A 26,140-nucleotide genomic window follows, 5' to 3' on the forward strand; every position below is an offset into this window, starting at 1 on the left:
GCGACCTAGTAAAAAACTAGATCGCTTTTTTATTTGTAGAATACTGCTTCAATATTATTTCCATCAAAATCATGAAAAAATGCTGCGTAATAATTTGGAGCATAATGCTCTCTTATGCCCGGAGCACCATTATCTTTTGCTCCTAACTCTAAGGCCTTATTATAAAAGTTATTTACTTCTTCTTCACTATCAACTCTAAAGGCTATATGAAAGTCATTTGGTTTTCCTTCAACAAGCCATAATTCATTTGCAAAATCAGAATCTTCCCTACCAAAGCCAACTGCATCTTCATAATCAACTTTCTTAACTAAGTCAATTTCAGCAAGAACTTTTTCATAAAAATCTTTAGATTTTCCTATATCAGAAACTTGTAAACTTATATGGTCAATCATAATTCCCCCCCTTTTCTTATTTATTTATTTATTTTTTACCCCAAGGCGTGATATAATATCATAAAAGGATAAGGGGAATAATATGGAATCCAAAAATCTATACGAACGCATATTTTTACGAACTGGAATAATAATTTTATCAATTTTATTTTTAATATTTTTAGCACCACCTTTAATTGATGCCCTATTGCCAATAATTTTGGCCTTGGTTTTAGTAGCAATTCTTACACCACTAATAAAAAAAATAGATGATTTTTTGCCAATTAAACATACTGTCATTTCTTATATAGTTGGCACTATACTTTTAGTAATAATATTATTTTTATTGGTTTGGTTTACCCAACTAATCGTAAGCCAAGTTAGTGGATTGATAGGAAATATAATTGGAAATTGGGATAAGATTGTATCATCAACCAATGATTGGATAAATTCAGTCAATTATCAAATTAATCTTTTACCAGAATTTGTATCCAATGCTATAAAATCAGGACTAAATTCAGTTTATCAGTTTTTAGGAAATTTACAAAAAAATGCTGTTAATATTACACTTGGTTTTACGACAGCCTTTATAAACACCTCAAATAATATTATATTTTTTGCTATAACCTTTATAGTCGCTTTTTATATTATTTTAGGAGATATGGAAATGGCAACAATTAAATATCATTCTAAATTTTCTGAAAGTTCAAAAAACAACTTTAGCTTAATTAGAAGGGTATTTAAAAATTCCACTTGGAATTATATAAAATCTCAGTTAAAATTAGCCTTATTATGTACAATACTTATGGCTATTGCCCTAAAAATTTTGGGCCAGCAATATTTTATGCCAATTGCATTATTACTAGGATTCTTGGATTTACTTCCAATGATTGGGCCTATTATAATGCTTCTACCGTGGACAGTTATTGAAATTTTTATTTTTTCTAACATGAATAAAGGTATAGGTTTACTAATTGTTTTAATAATCTGGACGGGATTGCGTCAGGTGATAGCTCCAAAAGTTATCGGATCTTCGGCAAATATCCATCCTATATTATCTGTAATAGCTCTATACTCAGGTCTTCGATTATTTGGAATTAGTGGAGCAATATTTTTCCCAGTTATTTTGATATTTATTGTGGGTATTTATAGGTCTGGAATTATGGATAATTGGATATATGATTACAGAGAGTTTTTTGAATATATCCAAAATACTTTAAATATAGGCAAAAGAAATTTAAAAGTACCGGATGAAGAATAATTTCTAAACAGTATAATGATGTTAGTGATAACAGTTATCATTAAGGAGTTATAATGGATAAATATCAAGTAAAGATTTTAGATATCAAAGAAGAATACAAAAATGTATTTACCTATACTTTGGAAAAACCAGAAGATTTGGTATGGGATGAGGGTTCTAGTTTTCACCTTGCCTTGCCAGGATATGACACAGGTAGTGAAATAAATAAAAAACTAGTCCATCACTTGAGTATAAATACATTGACTGATGAAGGAACTATCAAGTTTACAACTAAAATTCCTATCAGAAAATCAGTATTCAAAAAAGCCCTTTCTAACCTAAAAGAGGGAGATGAGGTTACAATTTATAAAATAAAATCTCATATGATTTTGCGCAGAGAAGATAAGCCAATAGTTTTACTATCTCAGGGCTTAGCAATGTCAACTATGAGGCCTCTCATTAAAAAATTTGAAATTGATAATTCAAATATACCTGAATTAATTAGTCTAAATGTAAACAAAAAAGATAATCATCTATACGAAAAAGACTTCGAATGTGTTGATGGAACATGCTTTTTTAAATATTGGTTAGAATCAAGAAATGATTATTTAAAAAAGTTAAAAGAGCTTGCAAATGAAAAGCCTGATGCCTATTTTTATGTAGTAGGTAGCGAAATTTATGTATTAGATACTTTGTATATACTAAGAGAAAATGGTATAGCTAATAGTCAAATAATAATTGATAAAAGTGATGAAAAAAGAGAAGTTGTATTTGATACTCTAAAAAATTACAAAATTATACTTTAATTTAAGATGGCATTAGCCATCTTTTTTTACATATAAAAAAAAGGAGAAGTGATGAAAAAAGTAGGATGCTATATTCATATTCCATTTTGCCAAAAAAAATGTTATTATTGCGATTTTTGTGCATATATGAATCTTGAGCATAGGATAGATAATTATATTAATAATTTAATAAAAGAAATAGAAATCTATCAGCAAAAACTATGCTGCAAGATAGATTCTATATACATTGGCGGTGGTACTCCGTCTTATATTGATGGAAAATATATCAAAGAGATTGTAAAATCACTAGATAAGTTTGACATAAGTCAATTAAAAGAATTTACAATTGAATGTAATCCAAATTCTATTTCTAGGGATAAATTACTTTTATATAAGGACTTAGGAATTAATCGTATATCGCTAGGTGTGCAGTCATTTGATGATGAGGTTTTAAGAGCAATCGGTAGAAATCATACAGCAGACATTGCACTAAATGACATAGACTTAATCCGAAGAGTAGGCTTTGATAATCTTAGTTTTGATTTAATGTTAAATTTGCCGAAACAAGACTACAAATCAGTTAAAAATGATTTTGAGATGATAAGGAAAATATTACCAGAACATATTTCATGGTATTCTTTGATTGTAGAAGAGGGTTCTAGATTTTACGCTATGGATAAAAAAGGCAAATTAGACTTAATGGAAGATGATACCGAAGTTGAAATATTTGGAGAAATTGTCGATCAGCTTTCAAAAATTGGTTTAAATCGTTATGAGATTTCGAATTTTGCAAAAAAAGGATACGAGTCCTACCATAATAAAAAATATTGGGAGGGAGACGGCTATCTTGCATTTGGGATGAGCGGTTCAGGATATATATCAAATGTTAGATATACTAATACAAGAAATTTCATTCACTATGATCAAATGATTGGTCAAGGTAAGCTTCCGATTGAAGATAAATATTTCATTTCCAGTGAAGATAGAGAAAAGGAATATATAATTTTTAAACTTAGAGAAACTGAAGGTATAAATCTAAAAGAATTTAAAAATAAATTTGGTAATGATTTCTTAAAAAAATATAAAAATGAGATAGAAAATTTTGATGTCCAAGACTTTTTTATAATAGATCAAAACTTCAAATTTAGCCAAAACGGAATGAACTTATCTAATGAATTTCTAAGATTAATTATATAATCTTGACAGGGGGTTTTTAGCTAGTATATTATTATTAGCAGTCGATACCAAAGAGTGCTAAAGGAGAAAAATTTGAATGATAGAAAGCTAAAAATATTATTCTCTATCATAGACTCTTACATCACAGATGGCGAACCAATAGGTTCAAAAAGCCTTGCAGACACCTACAATTTAAATGTATCACCAGCTACAATCAGAAATGAAATGAGCTCTCTTGAAAAAATGGGACTAATTGAAAAGGCACATTCTTCAAGTGGTAGACTTCCTTCTGATAGGGGATACAGGATGTTTGTAGATTATATCCTAGAAAATGAAATGGAGGATATAGCTAGGGCAAAGAAAAGTAATACTATTATAAATTTACTTGATAAAAGATATCACAATGCAGAAGACATTGTTGAGACTGCAACAAAGATGCTAGCTGAACTTACAAATCTTACAGCTGTATCTATGACACTTAAAAACGAAATAAAAACTTTGGTAAATATGGAGCTAATTAGATTATCAGACAGGCAATTGCTTTTACTTGCAGTATTTGATAATGGGATGCTTATAAAAGATAGTATATATCTTAATTATGAGATAAATTCTGATGAGCTATTATTTATCAATAACGTTCTTAAAAAAACTATGGTAGGAACGGATATCAATGAGATTTATGATAATATAAAATTACTTGAAACAACTTTGCTAAATGATTACAAATCTTTGCTTGAGATTATAGAAAAAAGGCTACAAGGCCAATCTTTTGGAAAGTTAAATAGAGAGATACAAATCGAAGGCTTGGGAAATATATTTAATTTTAAGGAATATGATGATTTATCCAAGGCTCGCGATTTTATAAAATTATTGGATAGTAAAGAAAAATTAAATAGTTTTTTGGGTAACAACATATATGATAAATTGGATATATCAATAGGATATGAAAATGAGCTTGATGAACTAAAAGAAAACACGGTTATAACATCATCTTTTAGAATAAATGATGACATAGTGGGTCATATAGGAATTATCGGGCTTACAAGAATTAATTATATTGATGTAATATCTGACATTATGATGATATCTACTCTACTTAATGATTGAAAGGGTTTAAGGATGGATGATAAAAAATTAAATGATGATAAGCTGAATGAAGAGCAGCTTGTTGATGATGAAATTATTGAAGAAGACGAAGTAATCGATGGTGAAATAATTGATGATGATTATGAAGCTATCGAAGATGAAGATAAAAATGAAGTAACTGATGAAAAACTTGAAGAAGACTTCAATGAGTTTAAGGACAAATATCAAAGATTACTAGCTGATTTTACAAATTACAAGCAGAGGGAAGAAGCAAGTAAGGCTGATTTTAAAAAATATGCTTGTAGTAATTTAGTTGAAAAACTTTTACCAGTTCTTGATAACTTTGATAGGGCCCTAAAAGACCAAGACCCAGAAGATGGGCTTGTAAAAGGGATTGTAATGACTCGCGATGAGATGCTAAATATCCTCAAAAATGAAGGATTAGAAGAAATCCCATCAGATGGAGAAGCTTTTGATCCAAATGTCCACCAGGCAGTTTTGGCAGAAGATTCTGATGAAGTCGAAAGTGATCATATTATAGAAACATTTCAAAAAGGTTATAAATTAAACAATAGAGTCATAAGACCAGCAATGGTTAAGGTAGCAAAATAGGAGGCTTATTGATATGGCAAAAATTATAGGAATTGACTTAGGTACAACAAACTCAGCAGTAGCTGTTATGGAAGGTGGTTCTCCAGTAATCATTCCAAATAGCGAAGGAAATAGAACAACACCATCTGTAGTTGCTTTTACAAAAGATGGAGAAAGATTAGTTGGTGAAACAGCTAAAAGACAAGCAATCACAAACCCAGATAGAACAATAGCATCTATCAAAAGAGAGATGGGTTCTGATTACAAAACTGCAGAAATTGATGGTAAAAAATATTCTCCAGAAGAAATTTCTGCTATGATTCTTCAAAAGTTAAAATCAGATGCAGAAAAATACTTAAATGATACTGTAACAAATGCAGTAATTACAGTACCTGCATACTTTACAGATGCTCAAAGACAAGCAACAAAAGACGCTGGAAAAATTGCAGGACTTACAGTAGATAGAATTATCAACGAACCAACTGCAGCTTCACTTGCTTATGGATTAGACAAAGAACACGACCAATCAAAAATTATGGTTTATGACCTTGGTGGTGGTACTTTCGACGTATCAATCCTAGAAGTAGGTGATGGAGTATTTGAAGTACTTTCCACACGTGGTAATAACAAACTTGGTGGAGATGACTTTGATAACAAATTAGTTGACTATCTAGCAAGTGAATTTAGAAAAGAAAATGGCGTAGATCTTACAAAAGACCTTACAGCTATGCAAAGACTTAAAGATGCTGCTGAAAAAGCTAAAAAAGAACTATCATCAACAATGACAACAAATGTAAACCTACCATTTATTACAGCTGTTGATGGTCAACCAGTACACTTAGACATCTCAATTACAAGAGCTAAATTTGATGAATTAACAAAAGATTTAGTAGATGCAACAAAAAAACCAGTAGAAGATGCTCTTTCAGATGCAGGTTTAAAATCTGCTGACATAGACAAAGTACTTTTAGTAGGTGGTTCAACAAGGATCCCAGCAGTTCAAGACTTAGTTAAAAACTTAGTTGGAAAAGAACCACAAAGAGACATCAACCCTGACGAATCAGTAGCTCTTGGTGCAGCTATCCAAGGTGGGGTACTAACAGGTGAAGTAAAAGATTTATTATTACTAGACGTTACTCCTCTATCATTAGGTATAGAAACTCTTGGAGGAGTTGCTACAAAACTAATCGAAAGAAATACAACAATTCCAACAAAAAAATCACAAGTGTTCACAACAGCAGCAGATGGTCAAACAGAAGTAGACATCCACGTTGTACAAGGTGAACGTGAAATGGCAGCAGATAATACTACACTTGGACGTTTCCAGCTAACAGGTATTCCAGCAGCAAGACGTGGTGTACCACAAATCGAAGTAACATTTGATATAGATGCAAATGGAATAGTAAACGTAACTGCAAAAGACCAAGGTTCAGGAAAAGAACAAAAAATTACAATCACATCATCATCTAACCTAACAGATGAAGAAATTGATAGAAAAGTAAAAGAAGCTGAACAATTTGCTGAAGAAGATAAAAAGAAAAAAGATGATATTGATACAAAAAATAATGCAGAAAGCTTAGTATACCAAGCACGCAAAACACTTGAAGATGCAAATGTAGAAGGCGCTCAAAAAGACGAAATTGAAGCAGAAATCAAAAAACTTGAAGATGCAATAGCTTCAAATAACACTGAAGAAATCAAAGTTCAAACAGAAGCTCTTCAAGAAAAAATTTACTCAATGAGTGAACAAATGTATCAAGCAGCAGGCGCAGAAGGTGCTGAAGCTAATAGTGCAGACGATGATGTAGTAGACGCTGACTACGAAGTTATCGATGAGGATGAAGAATAAATTTAATTTATAATAGCAAACTTACAAAAAATAAGTATAATAAGTTAAATAAAATAAAAGCTATTTCACTTTGAAATAGCTTTTTTTAAGTGTAAATGGAGGAAAAATGCAAGATCCATATGAGGTACTTGGGGTTAGCCGTGATGCTAGCGACCAAGAAATAAAAAGAGAATACAGAAAACTTGCTAAAAAATATCACCCTGATTTAAATCCTGGGGACCAAGAAGCAGAACAAAAGTTTAAAGAAGCTACTTTAAGCTATGAAATATTATCAGACAGTGAAAAAAGAGCCCAATATGATAGATACGGTTCAGCTGCCTTTGAAAATGGAGGAGCTGGTGGTTATGACGGATTTTCAGGAGGATTTGGAGATCTTTTTGGAGATTTATTTGGAGACCTATTTTACGGTGCAAGTGGCGGGTCTGCTAAAAGACCTACAAAAGGTGCTGACATTCAACAAATAATCAAACTAACATTTGCAGAAGCTGCCTTTGGAGTAAGCAAAGAAGTTCAAGTAAGACGAGAAGTAGAATGTGAAACATGTAATGGAACTGGTGCTCGTGATGAAAGCTCAGTTCATACTTGTGATAAATGTAATGGGGCAGGTATTGTAAATGATGTAGCTCAAACGCCTTTTGGAAGAATGAGTAGAACTGTGACCTGTGATAAGTGTGGTGGAACTGGTGAAATAATTGATGATCCTTGTAGAGTATGCCACGGACAAGGATCAGTTGTAAAATCTGAACGCATAAAAGTGGATATCCCATCAGGTGTTGAAACTAATAATGTGATGCGTATATCTAACAAAGGCAATGTAGGAGAAAATGGCGGTCCAAATGGTGATCTATATGTAATTATTGATGTAGAAGATCATGAAATATTTAAACGCGATGGACTAGACATTTACTATGATATGCCTATATCATTCCCAACTGCAGCTCTAGGTGGGGAAATCGAGATACCAACTCTTCATCAAACAAGGAAATTTGAAATCCCAGCTGGAACTCAATCAGGTACAAGATTCAATCTTAAAAAAGAGGGAATTACCGATGGTAGGACAAATAGAACTGGGGATTTATATTTCTACGTGCAGGTTGTAACACCAACAAACTTAAACAATGAACAAAGAGAAGCCTTAGAAGCCTACGCAAACTCCCTAGGAGAAGAAGTTAAGGCTCATGAAAAAGGCTTTTTTGGAAAGCTAAAGGATTTATTTGACTAATGGCAAATACATTTAATATCATCACTTTAGGTTGTAAAGTAAATCAATACGAATCAGAAGCAGTTGAAGAGCTTTTTGTACAAAAAGGCTATGAAAAAGCAGCTAATAATGCAGATATTTATGTAATTAATACCTGCACTGTTACCAATATGAGTGATAGAAAAAGTAGACAGATGATATCGCGCGCTCGCAGAGATAATCCAGAAGCAATTGTTGCAGTTATGGGATGCTATTCCCAAGTAAAACCTGAAGAGGTTGCGGCAATTGAGGGAGTTGATATTGTCCTAGGTTCTCGTAATAAAGAAAATGTAGTAGAACTTTGCGAAGATGTTTTACAAAATAAGGGAGCAATAGATAAAATTATCGCCCCAAGTGAAAGCAAAACGTTTGAAGAATTACAAATCTCTAACCAAACTGAAATGACCAGAGCCTACCTAAAAATTCAAGATGGATGTAATATGTATTGCTCTTATTGTTTGATTCCATATGCAAGGGGAAATATTGTTAGTCGTGACATTCCATCTATAGTCGAAGAGACCAAAAGACTAGCTGATAATAATTTTAAAGAAATAGTTTTAACAGGAATCCATGTATCTAGCTATGGAAAAGACTTTGGTGACGGATCTAGCCTAATAGATGTTATTGAAGCTGTAGCAAAAGTAGATGGAATAGAAAGAATACGACTTTCATCTATGGAACCAAGGCATATTTCTATAGAATTTTTAGAAAGAATGAAAGCAACAGGTAAGGCTTGTGACCACTTCCACCTTTCTTTACAATCAGGATCAGATGATGTTCTAAAAGCAATGAATAGAAAATATGATAGAGCTTTATATAAAGAAAAGGTAGAAGAAATCAGACAAATATTCCCAAATGCAGGTATTACTACAGATATAATAGTAGGTTTTCCTGGGGAAACGGAAGATAATCACAAAGAAACTATGGATTTTGCAAATGAAATCAAATTTTCAAAAACTCATTTATTTAAATTCTCCCCAAGAGAGGGTACACGTGCCGCAAAAATGGGAGATCAAATAAATGGCAACACTAAGAAAAATAGACTTCATGATTTAGAAAAAATTGAAGAAGCTAACCGTAAAGCTTTTTTAGAAAATCAAGTAGGAAAAATTTTATCAGTATTAGTAGAATCTAAATCAGACCTTGAGGGTTATAGTGGGGGCTACTCTACAAACTATTTAAAAGTAAATGTTAAAGAAAATATTCCTGCCAATACAATTATTGATGTAAAAATAACTGAAATTATAAATGATGAACTTGTTGGAGAAAGACTTTAAGCTTTTTTTATATATTTTTACTTTGTAGATGTTCATATATCAATATTATTTATTGACTTCATTTTTTTATTGTGGTATATTAAATAGCAATGGGGGTGAAGTATGGACTGTGTATTTTGCAAGATTGCAGCAGGAGAAATTCCTACTGATAAAATCTATGAAGATGAATATTTAATTGCATTTAATGATTTAGATCCACAAGCACCTATCCATTTTCTTGTTATACCAAAAAAGCACATAACAAGTTTAGCTACGCTTGATGAAAGTGACAGTGAGCTTATAGCAAAAATTATGCTAGCTATAAAAAAACTAGCTGCTGATAATAATTTAGAAGGCTATAGGGTTGTTACAAACATCGGCGAAGATGGGGGACAAACAGTTCCTCACTTGCATTTTCATGTTCTAGGAGGCAGAGCATTTCATTGGCCTGCAGGCTAGAAATGTACCCAATAGAATCTGAAAAAATTTTTGTGTTATACGAGAGGGGGGATAGAGATGACAGAAATCAGAGTTGGAGAAAACGAATCAATCGATAGTGCGATTAAAAGATTCAAAAGACAATGCGCAAGATCCGGTGTACTTTCTGAATACAGAAGAAGAGAACACTACGAAAAACCAAGCGTTATTAAAAAGAAAAAAAATGACGCAGCTAAAAGAAAAAACAGAAAAAAATAATTTTAGATTTAAAGAACCTTATTGGTTCTTTTTATTTTGCTTTAATTTAGGGTATTTATTATAAAAATGTTTGGAGGTATAGATGAAAATTATAGTTTATTCACCACACCCTTTACAAGTTAAATACCTTAGGGAATGGGAAGAAGATAATAATATAGAAGTTGAAGTTATAGAAGAAAGTCTGAATGATGAAAATATAAAAAAATTAGAAGATGCTGATGGAGTAGTACTAACAGTAGCAAACAAAATTGAAGATCAGATGTATCAGCAATTTGCAGACTATGGTATCAAACAATTATCCATAACATCTGTTGGATATGACCAAATAAATTTGGAAAAAGCTGATCAGGCAGGACTAGTTGTAACAAATACCCCTAATTATTCACCAGAGTCTATTGCAGAATTTACAATAATGATGATTTTAAAGTTATTAAAAAAAGATAGTGAAATTCAAAAAGATATACAAAACAAAGACTTTAGGTTTAGTGAGAACAAATTAGGTCAAACTTTAAGGGGTAAAACTGTTGGTATTTATGGTTTGGGAAGCATCGGATATTTAGTTGCCCAAGGTCTAAATGGATTTGGTGTTAAGATAATTGCTACAACTCCGCATCCTAAGATTTATGCTAAAAACATTGTAGAATTTGTTGACTTTGATGAACTTTTGGAAAAATCTGACATCATTTCAGTCCATGCTGCCTTAGTAGATGAAAATTACCACCAATTTAATAAGGATGCCTTTAGCAAAATGAAAGATGGGTCATTTATTATAAATACATCAAGAGGTGGGTTGATAGACACTAAAGCTCTTCTAGGAGCTATTGCTAATGGTAAAATTGCAGGATCTGCCCTAGATGTTTATGAAAACGAAGATGGTTTATATGGTAAAAATAATCCAGATTATAATGATGAAATATTTGATCAACTTTTGGAAAATCCAAAAGTAGATATGTATAATCATGTGGCATATTTTACAAAGACAGCATTAGATAATCAAATAAAATTTGCCTTAGATAATGCACTTGAAGTTATAGAAACTGGTGATTCTGAAAATAGGGTAAATTAATAATCGGGCTTTTGCCCGATTTATTTACTTAATGATAGGACGTATTCGTAGATTTCATTTTTAGAAAAATCACTTATATCTCTTATATTTTTCACAATATCCTTAGTTCTAAGTCCTTGATCAATTTGACTTTTTATAGTTTCTTCAAAATCACTAATATTTGTATCTTGGATATTCTCTTTACCAGATAAGAGCAAAACAAATTCACCTTTTAGAGTAATATCTTCTATATTAATTTTACATATATCTTCTAATATATATTCTTCGAATTTTTTTGTAAGCTCACGGGCTATACATAGTTTTCGATCAGAAAAGTATTTTTTAAAATCTGCAATGGTATTTTCCAAGTTGTGGGGTGTATCAAATAATATTGATGTTTTGCTTTCGTTTTCTAATTCTTTATAGAGTTTATTCTTATCTCCATTTTTCTTTGGGATAAAGCCATAATAAGAAAATCTATCATTATCTAGTCCAGATCCTACAAGGGCTGTAATTATTGCACTTGCACCAGGTAAAATTGTGTATGAAATATTTTCCTCAATACATTTTTTTATCAAAATATGACCGGGATCAGAAATTCCAGGCATACCTTGATCGGTAATAATACCATAAGTTTTACCCTCTTGTACATTTTCAATTATTTCTATAGATTTACTTGTTTCATTAAATTTGTGATAGGAGGTAAGGGGTTTATTAATATTATAGTGATCAAGTAATTTTTTGCTTTCTCTAGTATCTTCGCAAGCAATTATATCAACTTCTTTTAAAGTATTTATTGCCCTAATTGTTATATCTTCAAGGTTTCCAATAGGTGTTGGGATAAAATAAATTTGATAGTCCATAATAACTCCTTTAATTTATTGTATCAAAAAACACGCCTAAAACAAATTAGGCGTGTTAAACAAATATTTTATTTGTTGATATTTTCTGCTGCAGATTTTCCGGAAATTCTACCAAATATAACTGCTGATGAGTAAGCTCCTGAAGTATCTGTTACTTCACCTGCTGCATAAAGTCCTTCGATAACATTATCTTCATTATCCAAAACTTGGGCTTTTTCATTTGCAACTATACCACCCTTAGTCATGTGTAGGGCAGGAGTTACTTTTACACAATATAATTTGCCATCTTTATTTATTTCAGCCTCAGCTGCTTCTTCTCTAAATGGATCATCTGCTTCACCTTTTACTGCTTTATTGTAGGCGTCTATAGTTTCATTTAATGTTTCAGATTCACATCCGATAGCTTCTGCTAATGCATCTACAGAATCATATTCATCTATATATCCTTTTTCTACTTGGCTTGTTAATCTATAAAAAGCATCTCTAGCAGTTTCATCAAAGATATAATAAACTGGGCGGTTTTTCATCATTTCTTGACCATATTCTACGCCACCGCTAGTTTCGTCGATAAATCTTTCTCCATTTTCATTTACGAAAATAAAGTTACTATCAAAAGCACCTGTAAGGTCACGTCTTGGGTCTAGGATTTTAGGGAATACTGATGGTTTTTCCATATCAGCTAATTTTATGTTATGATTTTTAGCAATTTCAACAAAATCACCTGTCGCTCCAATTTGGTTTGAAGTTGGAATTTCTTCAGCACCTGGGATGTATTCTGCTAGTAATTCAGGATTATTTGCAAAACCACCTGTTGCTATTACTGTAGAAGTAGCGTTGATTTTGTAAGTATTTTCTTTATCTTCAACAACGGCTCCCATTGCTTTACCTTCTTCGATAAGTAGGTCAGTCGCTTTTGTTCCAGGAAGAATTTCAACGCCTAGTTCATTAGCTGTTTCTTCTAATTTAGTTTGTAAGTAGTCACCAGCATATTCATCTTCTTTTGCCATGTGGTTCATAGAACCTTCTTCACCAAAGTTATAATCAAGTTCGATACCTTGATCTCTTAACCAGCTGTCAACTTCAAAAGCTCCTTCAGTCATAGCATCAATTCTTTCTTCGCTATCCCATGATTTTTCAGCAAATTTTTCTTTGTATTCTTCTTTTGTTACTTCGTTGTTATTTGCTTTCATAGCTTCAGAGTTTGCCATGTCAAAGAAGTTCATATCAAATTTTCCGTTACCACTTAGGATATCCATTTTTTCGATAACAGTTACATTTTCTGCGCCATCTTGTTTAGCTTGGATAGCTGAAGATAGTCCTGCTGGACCAGCACCGATTACTAAGATATCGGTTGTTTTATCTTCTGCTTCAGTTAGTTCTCTGTCTTCTTCGTAACCTGTTGAATTACTTACTTTAATCGAACCTTTTTCAAGGCCTGCTTCTTCAAGTGCAGCTAAGGTAGCTTGTTTAATAGCTGTTGTTGAATATGTAGCGGCAGATACAGAATCTACATCTGGGCTGTTTGCTTCAATTATTCTTTCTTTAATGATAGGAAATGCTCTATTAATTACAGCATCTGATTCGTGATTTTCTAAAAGCTCTATGTCAGAAATTTTGCCATCAGCAATTGTCACTTCTAAGTTTAATTCACGGTCATAGCCATTAGCACTCGCCTCATATGTACCATCTTTTAAAGATGAATCACTCTGACTTTCTTTTTCATCTTCTTTTGCATTTTCTTCATCTTCTTCTGAATCTTTTTCTACATCCTCTACATCGTTTTCATCAGTAGTTGTAGAATCTGCTTCATTTGTGTTTTCCGCTTCAGCACTTTGTTCTGTTTCCTTTGCTGGCTCTGTAGTTGTTGTATTATTATCACAAGCTGTAAATACTAATGACAATGAAAGAGCCAATACAATTGATTTTAGTTGATTAATTTTCATTTTTCCTCCTTTTGATAAATTAAATCACTAATATTTTAACACTTTTAATAATATATTACAAATTTTATAGTATTTATAATTGACCAGATATTTTTTTCATTTCTTCACTATATCCGCCATTTTCATATATGATAAGGGGATTTTCTATTTTGAGTCCGTCATTAGCATTTTTAACAAATTCTATAAGAATAAATTGTGGTTTTTTATCAAAAGTTGATTGTACAAACCTTATTCTTTTAGCTTTTAAGTTGCCTGAAGATTTGAATATATCGACCATTCGCTCTGGTTTATGAATCATAAATAATTTTCCCTTATCTTTAAGTGCTTTATTAGCAAAATCAAAAATATTTTCTAATGTTAAATATTTCTCTTGTCGGGATACTAAAAATTCTTCACTTTTATTTTGAATATTATCAGTAATTTTGTAATAGGGAGGATTGGTAATTATGTAGTCTGCAATATTATTTCCAAGGTCAACTTCATTTAAATCTTTGTTTATAATTTCTATATTAGAAATATCATTTAATTTTAAATTTTCCTTAAACAAATTAGCCTTTTGATCTTGGATTTCAATTGCATAAACTTTTTTTAAATTATAATATGAATTTGCTCCTAAACTTAAAATCCCAGATCCACTTCCTATATCAATTAAGATTTTGTCTCTCTTCATCTTTGCAAAGTCTAAAAGTATGATAGAATCGACTCCAAATGTATAGGACTTATCTACGTGTATCATTTTAATATCTGTTTTTGGTATATAATCTAATTTTGTCATATTACCATTATAGTATATTTGGGCAGAAAAAAAGAAGAGCCTAGGCTCTTCAATATTTTATTTTGTATAAATTGATTTTAACTCGTAATACTCTAAAAGACCATAAAGTCCGCCTTCACGACCAATTCCTGATTGTTTATAACCACCAAATGGTAGGTTAGGTCCTTTTACAGATGTGTTTACATAACATTCACCAGAATCAATTTCTTTTGCAATTTCTATGGCTTTTTCATTGTCTCCAAATACTGCTGATGATAGACCATAGTCAACTGCATTTGCTACTTTGATTGCTTCCTCAACATCTTTTACTTTTATGATAGATAGCACAGGGCCAAATATTTCTTCATCATGGATGGTCATTCCTGGTTTTACATTTGTAAATATTGCTGGTTTTACATAGTACCCTTTGCCATTTTTTTCAGGAACTTCACCACGGATTAATTCTGCACCTTCTTCGATACCTTTTTCTATATATCCCTTTACTCTTTCAAATTGTTTTTTACTTGAAAGTGGACCTACAACAGTATTTTCATCTGTAGGATCTCCAACTGGGAAGTTTTCATATTGCTTTAAAAACTCTTCCAAAACTTCATCATATATATCTTCTGTAACTACTGCACGAGACAAACATGAGCAAGTTTGACCAATATTTTTATAAACTGTGCCTAATACTTGTTCCACAGCTTCTTCAATATTTGCACCTTTTACAAATACTGCTGGTGATTTACCACCAAGTTCTAGGACAACTTTTTTTGCAGTATCCATTCCAGCTTTTGCTGATGCGGCACCACCTGCTAGAGATCCTGTATATGAAATCATTGCGACTTTTGGATGTTTATTTAAAATATCTCCTACTTTAGAACCTTGACCAGTAACTAGATTAAATACTCCCTTTGGGAAACCTACTTCATCCACACCCTTTGCCAATAAGTATGCAGAAAGTGGGGTGTTTGTTGCAGGTTTTTGAACAACTGTACATCCAGAAAGTAGGGCCGGGATTACCTTTTGAATTATTTGACCCAGTGGATAATTCCATGGGGTAATGGATGCTACTACTCCGATTGGTTCACGGACTAAAATTCCACCTTCCATTGGAGTTTCTAAATCAATATTTTCTACTTGTTCAATAAATACATTTGTGCGGTCAATTTGTCTACCAACTTGTGAGCCATGTCCTACATGGATTGGTATACCAAGTTCAAGTAAAATTAACTGATCAAAATCATCTTGGTGGTCATCTATCCATTGATTTAATTTTTTTACCAATGAAACTCTTTCGCCAAGAGGAGTTTTAGACCAAGTTTTAAATGCCTCATAAGCAGCATCAACTGCTTTGTTTATATCTTCTTCGTTAGCGCTAGGGATTTTTGCAAAAATTTCTTCAGTAGCTGGATTTTCTACATCAATAAATTCACCACTTGCACTATCAACGTATTCACCATTAATATAAAATTTTTCGTTATTTAATGTTTCTAAATTCATTATATCACCTCATGTAATTTCTACCCTTAAGGACTTTTTATAAGCATTTGTTTATGTATTAGAAGTGAAAGTGTATAATAAAAAAAGATAAAACAGTTTTACATAATAGGAGGTTTTATGAAATATTTCGGAACCGATGGTTTTAGAGGAGAGGCAAACAAAGGACTAAATGTCTACCATGCCTTTAAAATAGGAAGATTTTTAGGAGATTATTTTAGTACTGCCAATGGATATAATGGAAAGATTGTAATAGGCAAAGACACTAGAAGATCATCATATATGTTTGAAGATGCACTTTCAGCAGGAATTACATCTTCTGGTTCAAACGCCCACTTACTACACGTAACACCAACACCATCTGTGTCATATATAGTAAGAAGTGAAGATTTTGACTGTGGAGTTATGATTACAGCTAGTCACAATCCTTACCATGACAACGGTATAAAACTTATTAATTCAAATGGGGAAAAGATGGATGATGAGTTTTTAGAAAAACTTGAAGCGTATATAGATAGTGATATTACAGATATTGACTTAGCCGTTGGAGAAGATATAGGACGTACTGTTGACTTTATCGGTGGAAGAAATAGATATATTGCGTTTTTAATCCAAACAGTTGATAAATCCTTTGAGGGTATTAAAGTTGGACTTGACTGTGCAAATGGAGCAAGTTTTACAATTGCAAAACCAGTTTATGACGCTCTTGGAGCTGATACCTATGTTATGAATGATAAGCCAAATGGTTTTAACATAAATGTAGATGCAGGATCTACTCATATAGAACACCTTCAAAAATTTGTTGTAGAAAATAAACTTGATGTAGGATTTGCCTTTGATGGAGATGCTGATAGATGTATTGCAGTTGATAGTGAGGGAAATGTAGTAGATGGTGATTCTATATTATATGTTTGTGCAAAACATATGAAAGATGAGGGAAAACTTCCTTCAAGCACTATTGTAACTACGGTAATGAGCAATATTGGTCTTTACAAAGCCTTAGACAATATAGGAATCGACTATGTAAAAACTAATGTGGGAGACAAATATGTTCATCAAGCTATGGATGAAAATGATTATGAAATAGGTGGAGAGCAATCAGGCCATGTAATATTTAGAAAATATGCTAATACTGGTGATGGAATCTTAACATCACTTAGGGTAATGGAAGCAATGATTGATCAAAAATCAGATTTAAAATCTTTGACACGAGATTTGACTATTTTCCCACAAACTTTAGTAAATGTTAAGGTAAAGGATAAAGAAGCTACTTTAAATAATGAAAAAGTAAATGAAATAATTGTAGAAATTACAAATAGACTGGCTGATAGCGGTAGAGTTTTAGTCCGTGCAAGTGGAACTGAACCCCTAGTTAGGGTTATGGTTGAAGCAGAAACTGATGAATTAGCAACAACAGTAGCAAATGAAATTGTAGAAACAATTAATAATGAAGGTTTGACTTTAGATGCGTGATTATAAAACAGGCAGACTAATTGATCCAAAAGAACGAGTACTAGTAGTAAAAGATAAAGTATACTCAAATGATAGTTTTGTCATTTTTAATACATCAAAACTAGAAGACTATCCACCCGAAGTTTATTATGATAGGGAGGATATTTATCTTGGAAAAATGTTTGATGAAGATGTATATGTTCTACCAGATATTGAAGAAATTTTATTAGCTTATCAAGACCAGTGTTTTTCAAATCACGACCTAGAAGAATTAAGGAAATTTTTAGTAAATAAAAGAGTAAATTTTTTTGAAAAATTAGAGCAAATTTAGGTTGACAAAGTCATGTGTGGATGGTATCATTATCACTTGTAGGAATTATCCGTATATTTAATAGGAGGTGTTTTAATGGCAGATAAAGTAAAATTAGAATGTACTGAATGCAAAAACAGAAACTATGATACTACAAAAAATAAAAAAACTCACCAAGAAAGAATTGAGTTAAATAAGTATTGCCCATTCTGTAAAAAACATACACTGCATAGAGAAACAAAATAGGAGCAAAATATGGCAAAAAAAGAAGAAGGTTTTTTCAGCTCTGTCAGAAGAGAAAGAAAAAAAATTCAATGGCCATCTAAGAAAACTACTATAGAGTATACACTTTTAGTATTAGTTATTAGTATAATTACTGGAGTGATTATTTGGTTCTTAGATGAAATTGTATTTAGCAACCTATTAAAACTTTTAATCAATATGTAGGTGAAAAATGACAGATTCTTTTGATAGAAACGAACCTTTAGAAGATCAGGCAGAAGCTGTAGAAGATACAGTAGAAGAGACAAGCGAAGCTTCTGAAAAGGCAAAATGGTATGTAGTTCATACATACACTGGTTATGAAAATAGGGTATGCGATAAAATCAGATCAATGATTGAAAATGAGCAAAACCCAGATATAATCGATGTAACAGTGCCAACAGAAGAGTACGTAGAAGTAAAAAACGATCAGAAAAAAGTAAAAACTAGAAAACTTTTCCCAGGCTATGTAATGGTAAAAATGAATGTAACCAATAAATCTTGGTACATTATTAGAAATACTCAAGGGGTAACCGGTTTTGTAGGACCAGATAGAAAACCTGTTCCACTAACACCTGATGAAGTAAGAAAATTCGGTGTTAAAGAGAAAAAACCAATCCTTGATATAAATGTAGCCGTAGGAGATGATATTAATATCATTGCTGGTCCATTTAAGGATTTTGTAGGAAAAGTTACAGAAGTAGATCAAGAAAAACAATCTATAAAAGCATTTGTAGATATATTTGGACGTGATACTTCAATAGACTTAGAATTTACAGATATCGAAACAATTTAGTTTTTAAAACTGCTAGAACGTGGGAGGGTAATCCCCCGATATGACCACAAGGAGGTAAATTATGGCAGATAAAGAAGTACAAGCAGTAGTTAAATTACAAGTACCAGCAGGAGCAGCATCACCAGCACCACCAGTAGGTACAGCACTAGGTCCACACGGAATTAATATCATGGACTTTGTACAAGCATTTAATTCACAAACAGCAGATCAAGCTGGAATGATTATACCGGTAGAGCTAACAGTATTTACGGATAGAAGCTTTACATTTATAACAAAAACACCACCAGCACCAGTATTAATCAAAAAAGCTATCAACCTAAATAAAGGTTCAGGTGAGCCAAACAAAAATAAAGTTGGAACAATCAAAAGAAGCCAACTTGAAGAAATAGCTCAAACAAAAATGAAAGACCTTAACGCAGCAAGCTTAGAAGCTGCAGTAAGCATGATAGCGGGAACAGCAAGATCTATGGGAGTTACTGTAGAAGATTAGTGGGAGAGGAAACTCGACTTACCACAAGGAGGAATTAAATGGCAAAAAGAGGAAAAAAATATTTAGAATCAAAAAATTCATATGATGCAACACAAGAATATGAATTAAATGAAGCATTAGAAATTGTAGAAAAATCAGCTAAAGCAAAATTCGATGAAACAGTAGAACTTCACCTAAAACTTGGTGTTGATAGCCGTCACGCTGATCAACAAGTTAGAGGAACAATCGTTCTTCCACACGGTACAGGTAAAGAACAAAGAATTCTTGCATTTGTAAAAGAAGATCGTGTTCAAGAAGCATTAGATGCAGGTGCAGATTTTGCAGGTGGAGATGAATTAGCAGAAAAAATCCAAAACGAAAACTGGTTAGACTTTGACGTTGTAATTGCAACACCAGATATGATGGCTACAGTTGGTAAAATTGGTAGAATCCTTGGACCACAAGGTTTAATGCCAAACCCAAAAACTGGAACAGTTACAATGGATGTAAAACAAGCTATCGAAGAAATCAAAGCAGGTAAAGTAGAATACAGAACAGACAAAGCAAACTTAATCCACGTACCAACTGGAAAAGTTTCTTTCGGACAAGAAAAACTTGCAGAAAATATTCGCGCACTACTAACTGCAGTAGTTAAAGCAAAACCAGCATCTTCAAAAGGTAGATATATCAGATCAGTTACTGTAACAAGTACAATGGGACCTGGTGTAAAACTATCTCCACAAAGAGTAATGGATTTAGTTGAAAAATAATTTGCAAAATTAAAAATATATGATATAATATCATAGTCAAATAAACAGGCTACCAAAGACTACGCAGACAGAAATGTTTAATAATTGCGTATAGGTGGGATAAATGAAACTTACATCCCCACCGATGTAAGCATATTTAATATGCTTACAATATGCGTGGGGTTTTTTAATACCTACCAAAAAAGCCTTTAGGAGGTGAAAAAGTGAGCGAAAAAGCTATAGCAGCTAAACAAGAAGTTGTTAATGAAATTAAAGGAAAAATCGAGAATTCTAAATCTGTAACTCTTGTTGGATTCGACAGAATGGATGTACAAGAAATCACTGACCTACGTACAAAATTCAGAGAAGGTAACTCAGAATACAAAGTTTACAAAAACACAATGATGAGATTTGCTTTTGAAGAACTTGGATACGGTGATTTAACAAGTGAACTTAAAGGTGCAAATGCTCTAATCTTCTCAAATGAAGATTCAGTAACAGGACCAAAAGTTGCTGTTGATTACAGAAAAGAAGGCGATGAAGAAAAAGAAAAACTTCTTATCAAAGCAGGTCTAGTTGAAGGAGCAATCCAAACTGGCGAACAAATGATTGCAATAGCATCATTACCAAGCAAAGATGTTCTTTACTCAATGCTTGCAAATGTATTATTATCACCAATCAGCACTCTTGCTGGAGATCTTAATAATACTGTTGCAAAAATTGCTCTTGCTCTTGATGCAGTACGTGTTAAAAGAGAAGAAAACGGTGAAGTAGCAGAAGAAGTAGTTGAAGAACCATCAACAGAAGTAGAAGAAACAACAGAAGCTACTGCTGAACCAGCAGAAGCAGAAAGTACAGAAGAAAACGCAGAAAGCGACGCTGAATAATAAACATAAAAGGAGAATTAAAATGGCAAGCGAAAAAGTAACACAATTATTAGAAGATATTAAAAATCTTACAGTACTAGAATTATCTGACCTAGTAAAAGCAATCGAAGAAGAATTTGACGTAACAGCACAAGCAGCAGTAGTTGCAGCAGCTCCAGGAGCAGCGGCAGCTGGTGGAGAAGCAGCAGCAGCAGAACAATCTGAATTTGACGTAGTTCTTAAATCAGCTGGACAAGCTAAAATCAACGTAATCAAAGTTGTTAAAGATGCAGCTGGTCTAGGACTAAAAGAAGCTAAAGCATTAGTAGATGGAGCACCTGCAACAGTAGCTGAAAAACTATCAAAAGATGATGCAGAAGCTCTAAAATCTCAATTAGAAGAAGCTGGTGCAGAAGTAGAACTTGCATAGTTTTAAATAATTATTGTATTGAAAGCCCACAACTGTTGTGGGCTTTTTTCATACTTAAAAAGATTGATAAAATTATTTGATAATGTATATTAAATAAAAAGAAGGGGGTGCTATGGAAGCTAAAATTAAAGAGATTCAAAATCTCGACTATGAAAACAGAATAGATGAACTAAAAAATTTACTGGAAGTAAATGGGATAAGATTATCTCACCAAAGACTATTAATTCTTGATTACTTAGCTTTAAATCACACGCATCCTACTGCAGAAAAAATTTACAAAGATTTAAAAGAAATCGATCCAGTAATATCACAGGCTACAGTATATAATACTTTAAATCTACTTTCAAATAAAAAAATAATTAAAGAGTTAGACTTTAACATGAATAGTAAAAGATATGAGCTAAGAAAAAGAACACATGGCCACTTTATATGTGAAGATTGTGGAAAGATTTGTGATTTTGAAGTAATAGATCATGGAGAGCCTGATGAACTTAAAAATTATGATATCCAAACAGAAGAAATTGTTTATAGGGGACTGTGTCCTAATTGCAAATAAAAAAGACCTCATATGAGGTCTTTTATTTTTACTGAATTCTATCAAAGAAAATCATGGAATGTTCTATATCATGATGCTGATAACCTAAGTCAAAGGCTTCTTTTCTTTGAGCTGAGGATCCGTGGGTAAATGTATCTACATTTACATTTCTACCGGACATTTCTTGAATTTTATCATCACCTATAGCAGAAGCTGCGTTCATGGCTTCTTCTATATCACCTGGATCTAAGTATCCTTTCTCTTGGACATAGTAAGCAAAAAGTCCACCAAAATAATCCGCTTGTAATTCTTGGGCTACAGAGTATTTATTGTATTCCTTGGTTGAAAGAGTTTGTCTTAATTTATTCGTTTGGTCAAGTATTCCCAATTGTTTTTGTACGTGATGACCAACTTCGTGGGCCAATACATAAGCTAAGGCGAAATCACCACCGCCACCAAACCTATTAACTAATTGATTATAAAACTCGACATCTATATATATACTTTCATCCAGTGGACAATAGAATGGTCCCATATTTGATTGGGCAACACCACATGCTGAACGAGTTGAACCTGAGTAAGGCACCATAGTTGGTTCAACATAAGTAGAGTTCATTTCTTTAAATTTTTCATTCCAAACATCTTCTGTATCAGCTAAAACTACAGATAAAAAATCTTCAAGCCTTTCACGACTTCCGATTTCGGATGTAGTTCTACCCCTAGGTTCGATTTGAGTTTGCTCTTGGTATTGGCCTGGGTCATTCCTTCTTTGTTCTTCACCCATATTTGAACCTATTCCTGTTAGTCCACGCATAAGTGCCATTAGGATAAAAAAGAAAATGATTCCACCAAGGCCACCGCCACCTCTACCACCAGGTATAAAGATTGGCCCCCTTGATCCTCCCCTACCAAATCCCCCTCTATTTGCACTAGAACCTCTTCTAACATTCGAGCTTCTACGTCTATCTTCCCATTTCATTTAAGCCTCCATAATTTTTACTATATTATATCTTACCCATTTTTATATAAAATTATGTATACTTCATTATAAATCTACAAAATATTAATAAAATGAAAATGTTTTCTTGACTATTTATTTTTTAAAATTTATACTTATTATTATAGAGGGGAGGATAAATCTATGAACAAAAATTTTAAGTATGGAGTTTCGTTATTGCTTGCCTTAGGCATTTCTTTAGCTCCGTCAACTCTCGCTTATGCGTCAGATACTTTAAGTGAAAATGTAATTGAATATGATGCATCTAGTATTGATGACATTTTCACTAGTGAAATTAGCGATGGGGATGCAGAAAAACTTCAGGTAGAAGACCAAAATTTAGAAACTGAAGATTATAAGGCTGATAATAAGACTCAAAGTAAAGATGAAAAACTGATAGCATCAAGCTCACAACAGACTAAAACAAAGGATAAGAAAATAGAGGACAAGATTTCTAAGATGACTCTTGATGAAAAAATTGGTCAAATGCTGATGCTTGAATTCAGACACTGGGAAGATGAAAATGGTGAACTACAAGAAGTCACTGAGCTTAATGAAGATATAAAAAATGCAATTGTAAAATACAAAGTAGGTGGAGTTATTTTATTTGCAGAAAACGTTCGTGATACTGAGCAAACCACAAAACTTACCCACAATATTCAAAAAGCAGCGGTTGAAAATGGACTTGATCCATTATTAATTTCTATAGACCAAGAGGGCGGTATCGTTGTGAGGTTGGGTACAGGTACATCTTTACCGGGAAATATGGCCTTGGGAGCAACTCGTGATAAAGAATTGGCTTACCAATATGGAAAAATAATTGCTGATGAAATAAAAGCCTTGGGAATTAACGTAAACCTTGCGCCTGTAATGGATACAAACAATAATCCAAACAATCCAGTTATTGGACTACGTTCCATTTCTTCAGATCCAAAACTTGTAGGAGAACTTGGTTCGGAAGTTGTAAAAGGTTTACAAGACCAAGGAGTTTCAGCAGCTATTAAACACTTCCCAGGACACGGTGATACTGCTACTGATAGCCATTTAGGATTACCAGTTGTAGATAAATCATTTGAAGAGGTAGAAAAATTAGAATTAGTTCCATTTAAAAAAGCTGCAAATGAAGGTGTGGATATGATAATGACAGCACATATTTCATATCCTCAATTAGAAAAAGATACTGCAATTTCTAAAAAAGATGGAAGTACTGTTGGTATTCCTGCTACCCTATCTGATGATATTCTAACTGGCATTATTAGAGAAAAAATGCACTATGATGGAATCGTAATAACAGATGCTATGAAAATGCAAGCTATAGCAGATCACTTTGGAGAAGAAGACGCTGTAGTTATGGCAATCAAGGCAGGTGTAGATATTCCTCTAATGCCAGCACTACTACAAAAAAATGAAGATTTACTAAAACTTGATAATATCATTGGTAGGATAAAAAATGAAATAGATTTAGGAAATATATCCGAAAATGAAATAGACAATTCAGTTTATAGAATACTGGAATTAAAACAAAAAAGAGGAATCCTAGACCTAAATCAATACAAAGTACCATTAGAAGAAAAGATTGAAAATGCTTTAAAAGTTGTAGGCAATAAAGAACATTTTGACAAACAAAGAGAAATTACCCAAAAAGCAATAACAGTTACTAAAAATAATGACCTCCTACCTTTGTATCCAAAAGCAAATGAAAAAGTCTTAATATACACACCATATGAAAATGAAATTCCAGGATTTAAATATGGATTTGAAAAATTACAAAGTGAAGGTGTCATAGACAAAGACGCAACAGTTGATGTATTAACTTTTGAAAGCTTCAAAGATAATCCAAGTGATGCCGAACAAACACTAAGAGATTATGCAAAAAACTATGATTATATAATAGCAGTTAGTGAAATAGGCAGAGCTGGACAGTTAAGTAAAGGTGATTGGCTAGCGGAAATTCCAGATATGTTAACAACATTTGCAAAAGAAAATAATAAAAAATCTACAATAATAAGTATTGGAAAACCATATGACCTTGATAGATACAAAAATTCTGATGCACATGTATTAGCATATGGATCTAAAGGAATGGATCCGACTGAAAAAGGTAAAGATCCAGTAAAAACATTTGGACCAAATATTCCATTCTCATTAGATGTTGTATTTGGAAAAGTTGCATCTACAGGAAAGTTACCAGTTGACGTACCAGGATTAAATGAAAATTATGAGTACACAGATGAGATAGCTTATAAAATTGGTTATGGTTTAGAAACAAAAATCAAAAGTGATGACAAAAAAGATTCAGAGAATATAAATAAAGATAAAAATGAATCTGAAAAGCCAATATTAGAAGAAAAACAAGTTAAAAAAACAAACCCACCAAAAGATGCAAAAAAAGTAGATAACCCAGGAACAGGAGTAAGTGGCTTAGCTTCAATAGTTGCAACACTTTTCACAGCTTCTACAGGATTAGTATTAAGTAGAAAAAAATAAAAAATTAAGAGAGCACAAAAGCTCTCTTTTTCTTTGAAAAATATAATTTTAAAATTAGGCAAAAAAATGGAGCCACTTCCCGGGATCGAACCGAGGACCTCATCCTTACCATGGATGCGCTCTACCTACTGAGCTAAAGTGGCATCATTTATATAGTATACACCATAAAACAAAAAGAATCAATATATAAATTTAATATACTGAAATATAGAATTTTAATTTAACTTATGGTAAAATAGGACTAAATGATTACATTTGGAGGATATAAATGAGTAAACAACAATTCGAAAGAAGCAAACCACATATTAATATCGGAACAATCGGACACGTAGACCACGGAAAAACAACAACAACAGCAGCAATAACACAAGCTCTAAACAAAAAATACGGAAC

General features: G+C 32.5%; 29 protein-coding genes and 1 tRNA gene. 23 read left to right on the top strand and 7 right to left on the bottom strand.

Features of this window, described 5'->3' with window-relative positions:
* Nucleotides 1–29: 29 nt before the first annotated feature.
* On the bottom strand, nucleotides 30–392 hold the full coding sequence (locus tag OC526_RS05680; RefSeq protein WP_262122674.1) for a VOC family protein: 363 nt from the start codon (nucleotides 390–392) through the stop codon (nucleotides 30–32).
* Between the two features lie 82 nt (nucleotides 393–474).
* Between OC526_RS05680 and OC526_RS05685 the strand changes: the two genes are divergently transcribed.
* The 11 genes from OC526_RS05685 (at nucleotide 475) to OC526_RS05735 (ending at nucleotide 11,356) form a co-directional block, all read left to right on the top strand.
* On the top strand, nucleotides 475–1,632 hold the full coding sequence (locus tag OC526_RS05685) for an AI-2E family transporter (RefSeq protein WP_262122676.1): 1,158 nt from the start codon (nucleotides 475–477) through the stop codon (nucleotides 1,630–1,632).
* A 53-nt stretch (nucleotides 1,633–1,685) separates the two neighbouring features.
* Nucleotides 1,686–2,417 (top strand): hypothetical protein, encoded by a 732-nt coding sequence (locus OC526_RS05690; RefSeq protein WP_262122678.1) that lies wholly within the window; start codon nucleotides 1,686–1,688, stop codon nucleotides 2,415–2,417.
* 51 nt (nucleotides 2,418–2,468) lie between these two features.
* A complete protein-coding gene (gene hemW / locus OC526_RS05695) occupies nucleotides 2,469–3,593 on the top strand; it encodes a radical SAM family heme chaperone HemW (RefSeq protein WP_262122679.1) in 1,125 nt (374 codons plus the stop codon).
* A 72-nt stretch (nucleotides 3,594–3,665) separates the two neighbouring features.
* The gene (gene hrcA, locus OC526_RS05700) at nucleotides 3,666–4,679 is read left to right on the top strand and encodes a heat-inducible transcriptional repressor HrcA (RefSeq protein WP_262122680.1); all 1,014 of its coding nucleotides are present in this window, start codon (nucleotides 3,666–3,668) and stop codon (nucleotides 4,677–4,679) included.
* Between the two features lie 12 nt (nucleotides 4,680–4,691).
* The gene (gene grpE, locus OC526_RS05705; RefSeq protein ID WP_262122681.1) at nucleotides 4,692–5,270 is read left to right on the top strand and encodes a nucleotide exchange factor GrpE; all 579 of its coding nucleotides are present in this window, start codon (nucleotides 4,692–4,694) and stop codon (nucleotides 5,268–5,270) included.
* A gap of 13 nt (nucleotides 5,271–5,283) precedes the next feature.
* Nucleotides 5,284–7,098, top strand: a complete 1,815-nt coding sequence (gene dnaK, locus OC526_RS05710) for a molecular chaperone DnaK (RefSeq protein WP_262122682.1) — start codon at nucleotides 5,284–5,286, stop codon at nucleotides 7,096–7,098.
* A gap of 106 nt (nucleotides 7,099–7,204) precedes the next feature.
* Nucleotides 7,205–8,320, top strand: coding sequence for a molecular chaperone DnaJ (gene dnaJ / locus OC526_RS05715; RefSeq protein WP_262122683.1), 1,116 nt, complete (start codon nucleotides 7,205–7,207; stop codon nucleotides 8,318–8,320).
* Nucleotides 8,320–9,615, top strand: coding sequence for a tRNA (N(6)-L-threonylcarbamoyladenosine(37)-C(2))-methylthiotransferase MtaB (gene mtaB / locus OC526_RS05720; protein ID WP_262122685.1), 1,296 nt, complete (start codon nucleotides 8,320–8,322; stop codon nucleotides 9,613–9,615). The genes dnaJ and mtaB overlap by 1 nt, the downstream gene beginning before the upstream one ends.
* Before the next feature lie 102 nt (nucleotides 9,616–9,717).
* Nucleotides 9,718–10,053, top strand: coding sequence for a histidine triad nucleotide-binding protein (locus tag OC526_RS05725; RefSeq protein WP_262122686.1), 336 nt, complete (start codon nucleotides 9,718–9,720; stop codon nucleotides 10,051–10,053).
* A gap of 57 nt (nucleotides 10,054–10,110) precedes the next feature.
* Nucleotides 10,111–10,290 (top strand): 30S ribosomal protein S21, encoded by a 180-nt coding sequence (gene rpsU, locus OC526_RS05730; RefSeq protein WP_203127404.1) that lies wholly within the window; start codon nucleotides 10,111–10,113, stop codon nucleotides 10,288–10,290.
* Nucleotides 10,291–10,372: 82 nt separating this feature from the next.
* Nucleotides 10,373–11,356, top strand: coding sequence for an NAD(P)-dependent oxidoreductase (locus OC526_RS05735; RefSeq protein WP_262122688.1), 984 nt, complete (start codon nucleotides 10,373–10,375; stop codon nucleotides 11,354–11,356).
* Between the two features lie 20 nt (nucleotides 11,357–11,376).
* Here OC526_RS05735 and rsmI read toward each other — a convergent pair whose 3' ends face one another.
* From rsmI to OC526_RS05755, 4 genes are all read right to left on the bottom strand, one after another.
* Nucleotides 11,377–12,198, bottom strand: a complete 822-nt coding sequence (rsmI, locus tag OC526_RS05740) for a 16S rRNA (cytidine(1402)-2'-O)-methyltransferase (protein WP_262122689.1) — start codon at nucleotides 12,196–12,198, stop codon at nucleotides 11,377–11,379.
* A 68-nt stretch (nucleotides 12,199–12,266) separates the two neighbouring features.
* A complete protein-coding gene (locus tag OC526_RS05745) occupies nucleotides 12,267–14,141 on the bottom strand; it encodes an FAD-binding protein (RefSeq protein WP_262122690.1) in 1,875 nt (624 codons plus the stop codon).
* Between the two features lie 73 nt (nucleotides 14,142–14,214).
* Nucleotides 14,215–14,916 (bottom strand): tRNA1(Val) (adenine(37)-N6)-methyltransferase, encoded by a 702-nt coding sequence (locus OC526_RS05750; protein ID WP_262122691.1) that lies wholly within the window; start codon nucleotides 14,914–14,916, stop codon nucleotides 14,215–14,217.
* 57 nt (nucleotides 14,917–14,973) lie between these two features.
* Nucleotides 14,974–16,398 carry an aldehyde dehydrogenase family protein gene (locus OC526_RS05755; RefSeq protein ID WP_262122692.1) on the bottom strand — a complete coding sequence of 475 codons (1,425 nt, stop codon included), beginning with the start codon at nucleotides 16,396–16,398 and terminating at the stop codon, nucleotides 14,974–14,976.
* A 117-nt stretch (nucleotides 16,399–16,515) separates the two neighbouring features.
* Between OC526_RS05755 and glmM the strand changes: the two genes are divergently transcribed.
* The 10 genes from glmM to OC526_RS05805 all read left to right on the top strand — a co-directional run bounded on the left by glmM (nucleotide 16,516) and on the right by OC526_RS05805 (nucleotide 22,284).
* Complete coding sequence (glmM, locus tag OC526_RS05760; protein ID WP_262122693.1) at nucleotides 16,516–17,868, top strand: phosphoglucosamine mutase; 1,353 nt, start codon at nucleotides 16,516–16,518, stop codon at nucleotides 17,866–17,868.
* Nucleotides 17,861–18,178 carry an aspartate 1-decarboxylase (aspartate alpha-decarboxylase) gene (locus OC526_RS05765; protein ID WP_262122694.1) on the top strand — a complete coding sequence of 106 codons (318 nt, stop codon included), beginning with the start codon at nucleotides 17,861–17,863 and terminating at the stop codon, nucleotides 18,176–18,178. Before glmM ends, OC526_RS05765 begins: the two co-directional genes overlap by 8 nt.
* A 75-nt stretch (nucleotides 18,179–18,253) precedes the next feature.
* Nucleotides 18,254–18,403, top strand: coding sequence for a 50S ribosomal protein L33 (gene rpmG / locus OC526_RS05770; RefSeq protein ID WP_203127412.1), 150 nt, complete (start codon nucleotides 18,254–18,256; stop codon nucleotides 18,401–18,403).
* Between the two features lie 9 nt (nucleotides 18,404–18,412).
* Nucleotides 18,413–18,604 carry a preprotein translocase subunit SecE gene (gene secE, locus OC526_RS05775; protein ID WP_262122695.1) on the top strand — a complete coding sequence of 64 codons (192 nt, stop codon included), beginning with the start codon at nucleotides 18,413–18,415 and terminating at the stop codon, nucleotides 18,602–18,604.
* Between the two features lie 7 nt (nucleotides 18,605–18,611).
* On the top strand, nucleotides 18,612–19,214 hold the full coding sequence (gene nusG / locus OC526_RS05780) for a transcription termination/antitermination protein NusG (protein ID WP_262122696.1): 603 nt from the start codon (nucleotides 18,612–18,614) through the stop codon (nucleotides 19,212–19,214).
* A 61-nt stretch (nucleotides 19,215–19,275) separates the two neighbouring features.
* A complete protein-coding gene (rplK, locus tag OC526_RS05785) occupies nucleotides 19,276–19,704 on the top strand; it encodes a 50S ribosomal protein L11 (protein WP_203127415.1) in 429 nt (142 codons plus the stop codon).
* 38 nt (nucleotides 19,705–19,742) lie between these two features.
* Entirely contained in the window at nucleotides 19,743–20,453 is a 711-nt protein-coding gene (gene rplA, locus OC526_RS05790) for a 50S ribosomal protein L1 (RefSeq protein WP_262122697.1), read from the top strand.
* 203 nt (nucleotides 20,454–20,656) lie between these two features.
* On the top strand, nucleotides 20,657–21,319 hold the full coding sequence (gene rplJ / locus OC526_RS05795) for a 50S ribosomal protein L10 (protein WP_262122698.1): 663 nt from the start codon (nucleotides 20,657–20,659) through the stop codon (nucleotides 21,317–21,319).
* 22 nt (nucleotides 21,320–21,341) lie between these two features.
* Complete coding sequence (gene rplL / locus OC526_RS05800) at nucleotides 21,342–21,728, top strand: 50S ribosomal protein L7/L12 (protein ID WP_262122699.1); 387 nt, start codon at nucleotides 21,342–21,344, stop codon at nucleotides 21,726–21,728.
* A gap of 112 nt (nucleotides 21,729–21,840) precedes the next feature.
* A complete protein-coding gene (locus OC526_RS05805) occupies nucleotides 21,841–22,284 on the top strand; it encodes a Fur family transcriptional regulator (RefSeq protein WP_262122700.1) in 444 nt (147 codons plus the stop codon).
* A gap of 28 nt (nucleotides 22,285–22,312) precedes the next feature.
* Here the strand turns inward: OC526_RS05805 and OC526_RS05810 are convergent, their stop codons facing one another.
* On the bottom strand, nucleotides 22,313–23,242 hold the full coding sequence (locus OC526_RS05810; RefSeq protein ID WP_262122701.1) for a neutral zinc metallopeptidase: 930 nt from the start codon (nucleotides 23,240–23,242) through the stop codon (nucleotides 22,313–22,315).
* Between the two features lie 162 nt (nucleotides 23,243–23,404).
* On the opposite strand from OC526_RS05810, the gene OC526_RS05815 reads away from it, so the two are divergent.
* Complete coding sequence (locus OC526_RS05815; protein WP_262122702.1) at nucleotides 23,405–25,747, top strand: glycoside hydrolase family 3 protein; 2,343 nt, start codon at nucleotides 23,405–23,407, stop codon at nucleotides 25,745–25,747.
* Nucleotides 25,748–25,814: 67 nt separating this feature from the next.
* On the opposite strand, the gene OC526_RS05820 is transcribed toward OC526_RS05815, so the two are convergent.
* Nucleotides 25,815–25,890 (bottom strand) — tRNA-Thr (locus tag OC526_RS05820).
* A 125-nt stretch (nucleotides 25,891–26,015) separates the two neighbouring features.
* Between OC526_RS05820 and OC526_RS05825 the strand changes: the two genes are divergently transcribed.
* A partial coding sequence (locus tag OC526_RS05825) for a GTP-binding protein (RefSeq protein WP_262122708.1) occupies nucleotides 26,016–26,140 on the top strand: 125 nt, incomplete at its 3' end.

This window comes from Anaerococcus sp. Marseille-Q5996 (genome assembly GCF_946893725.1).
Classification (GTDB): Bacteria; Bacillota; Clostridia; order Tissierellales; family Peptoniphilaceae; genus Anaerococcus; species Anaerococcus martiniensis.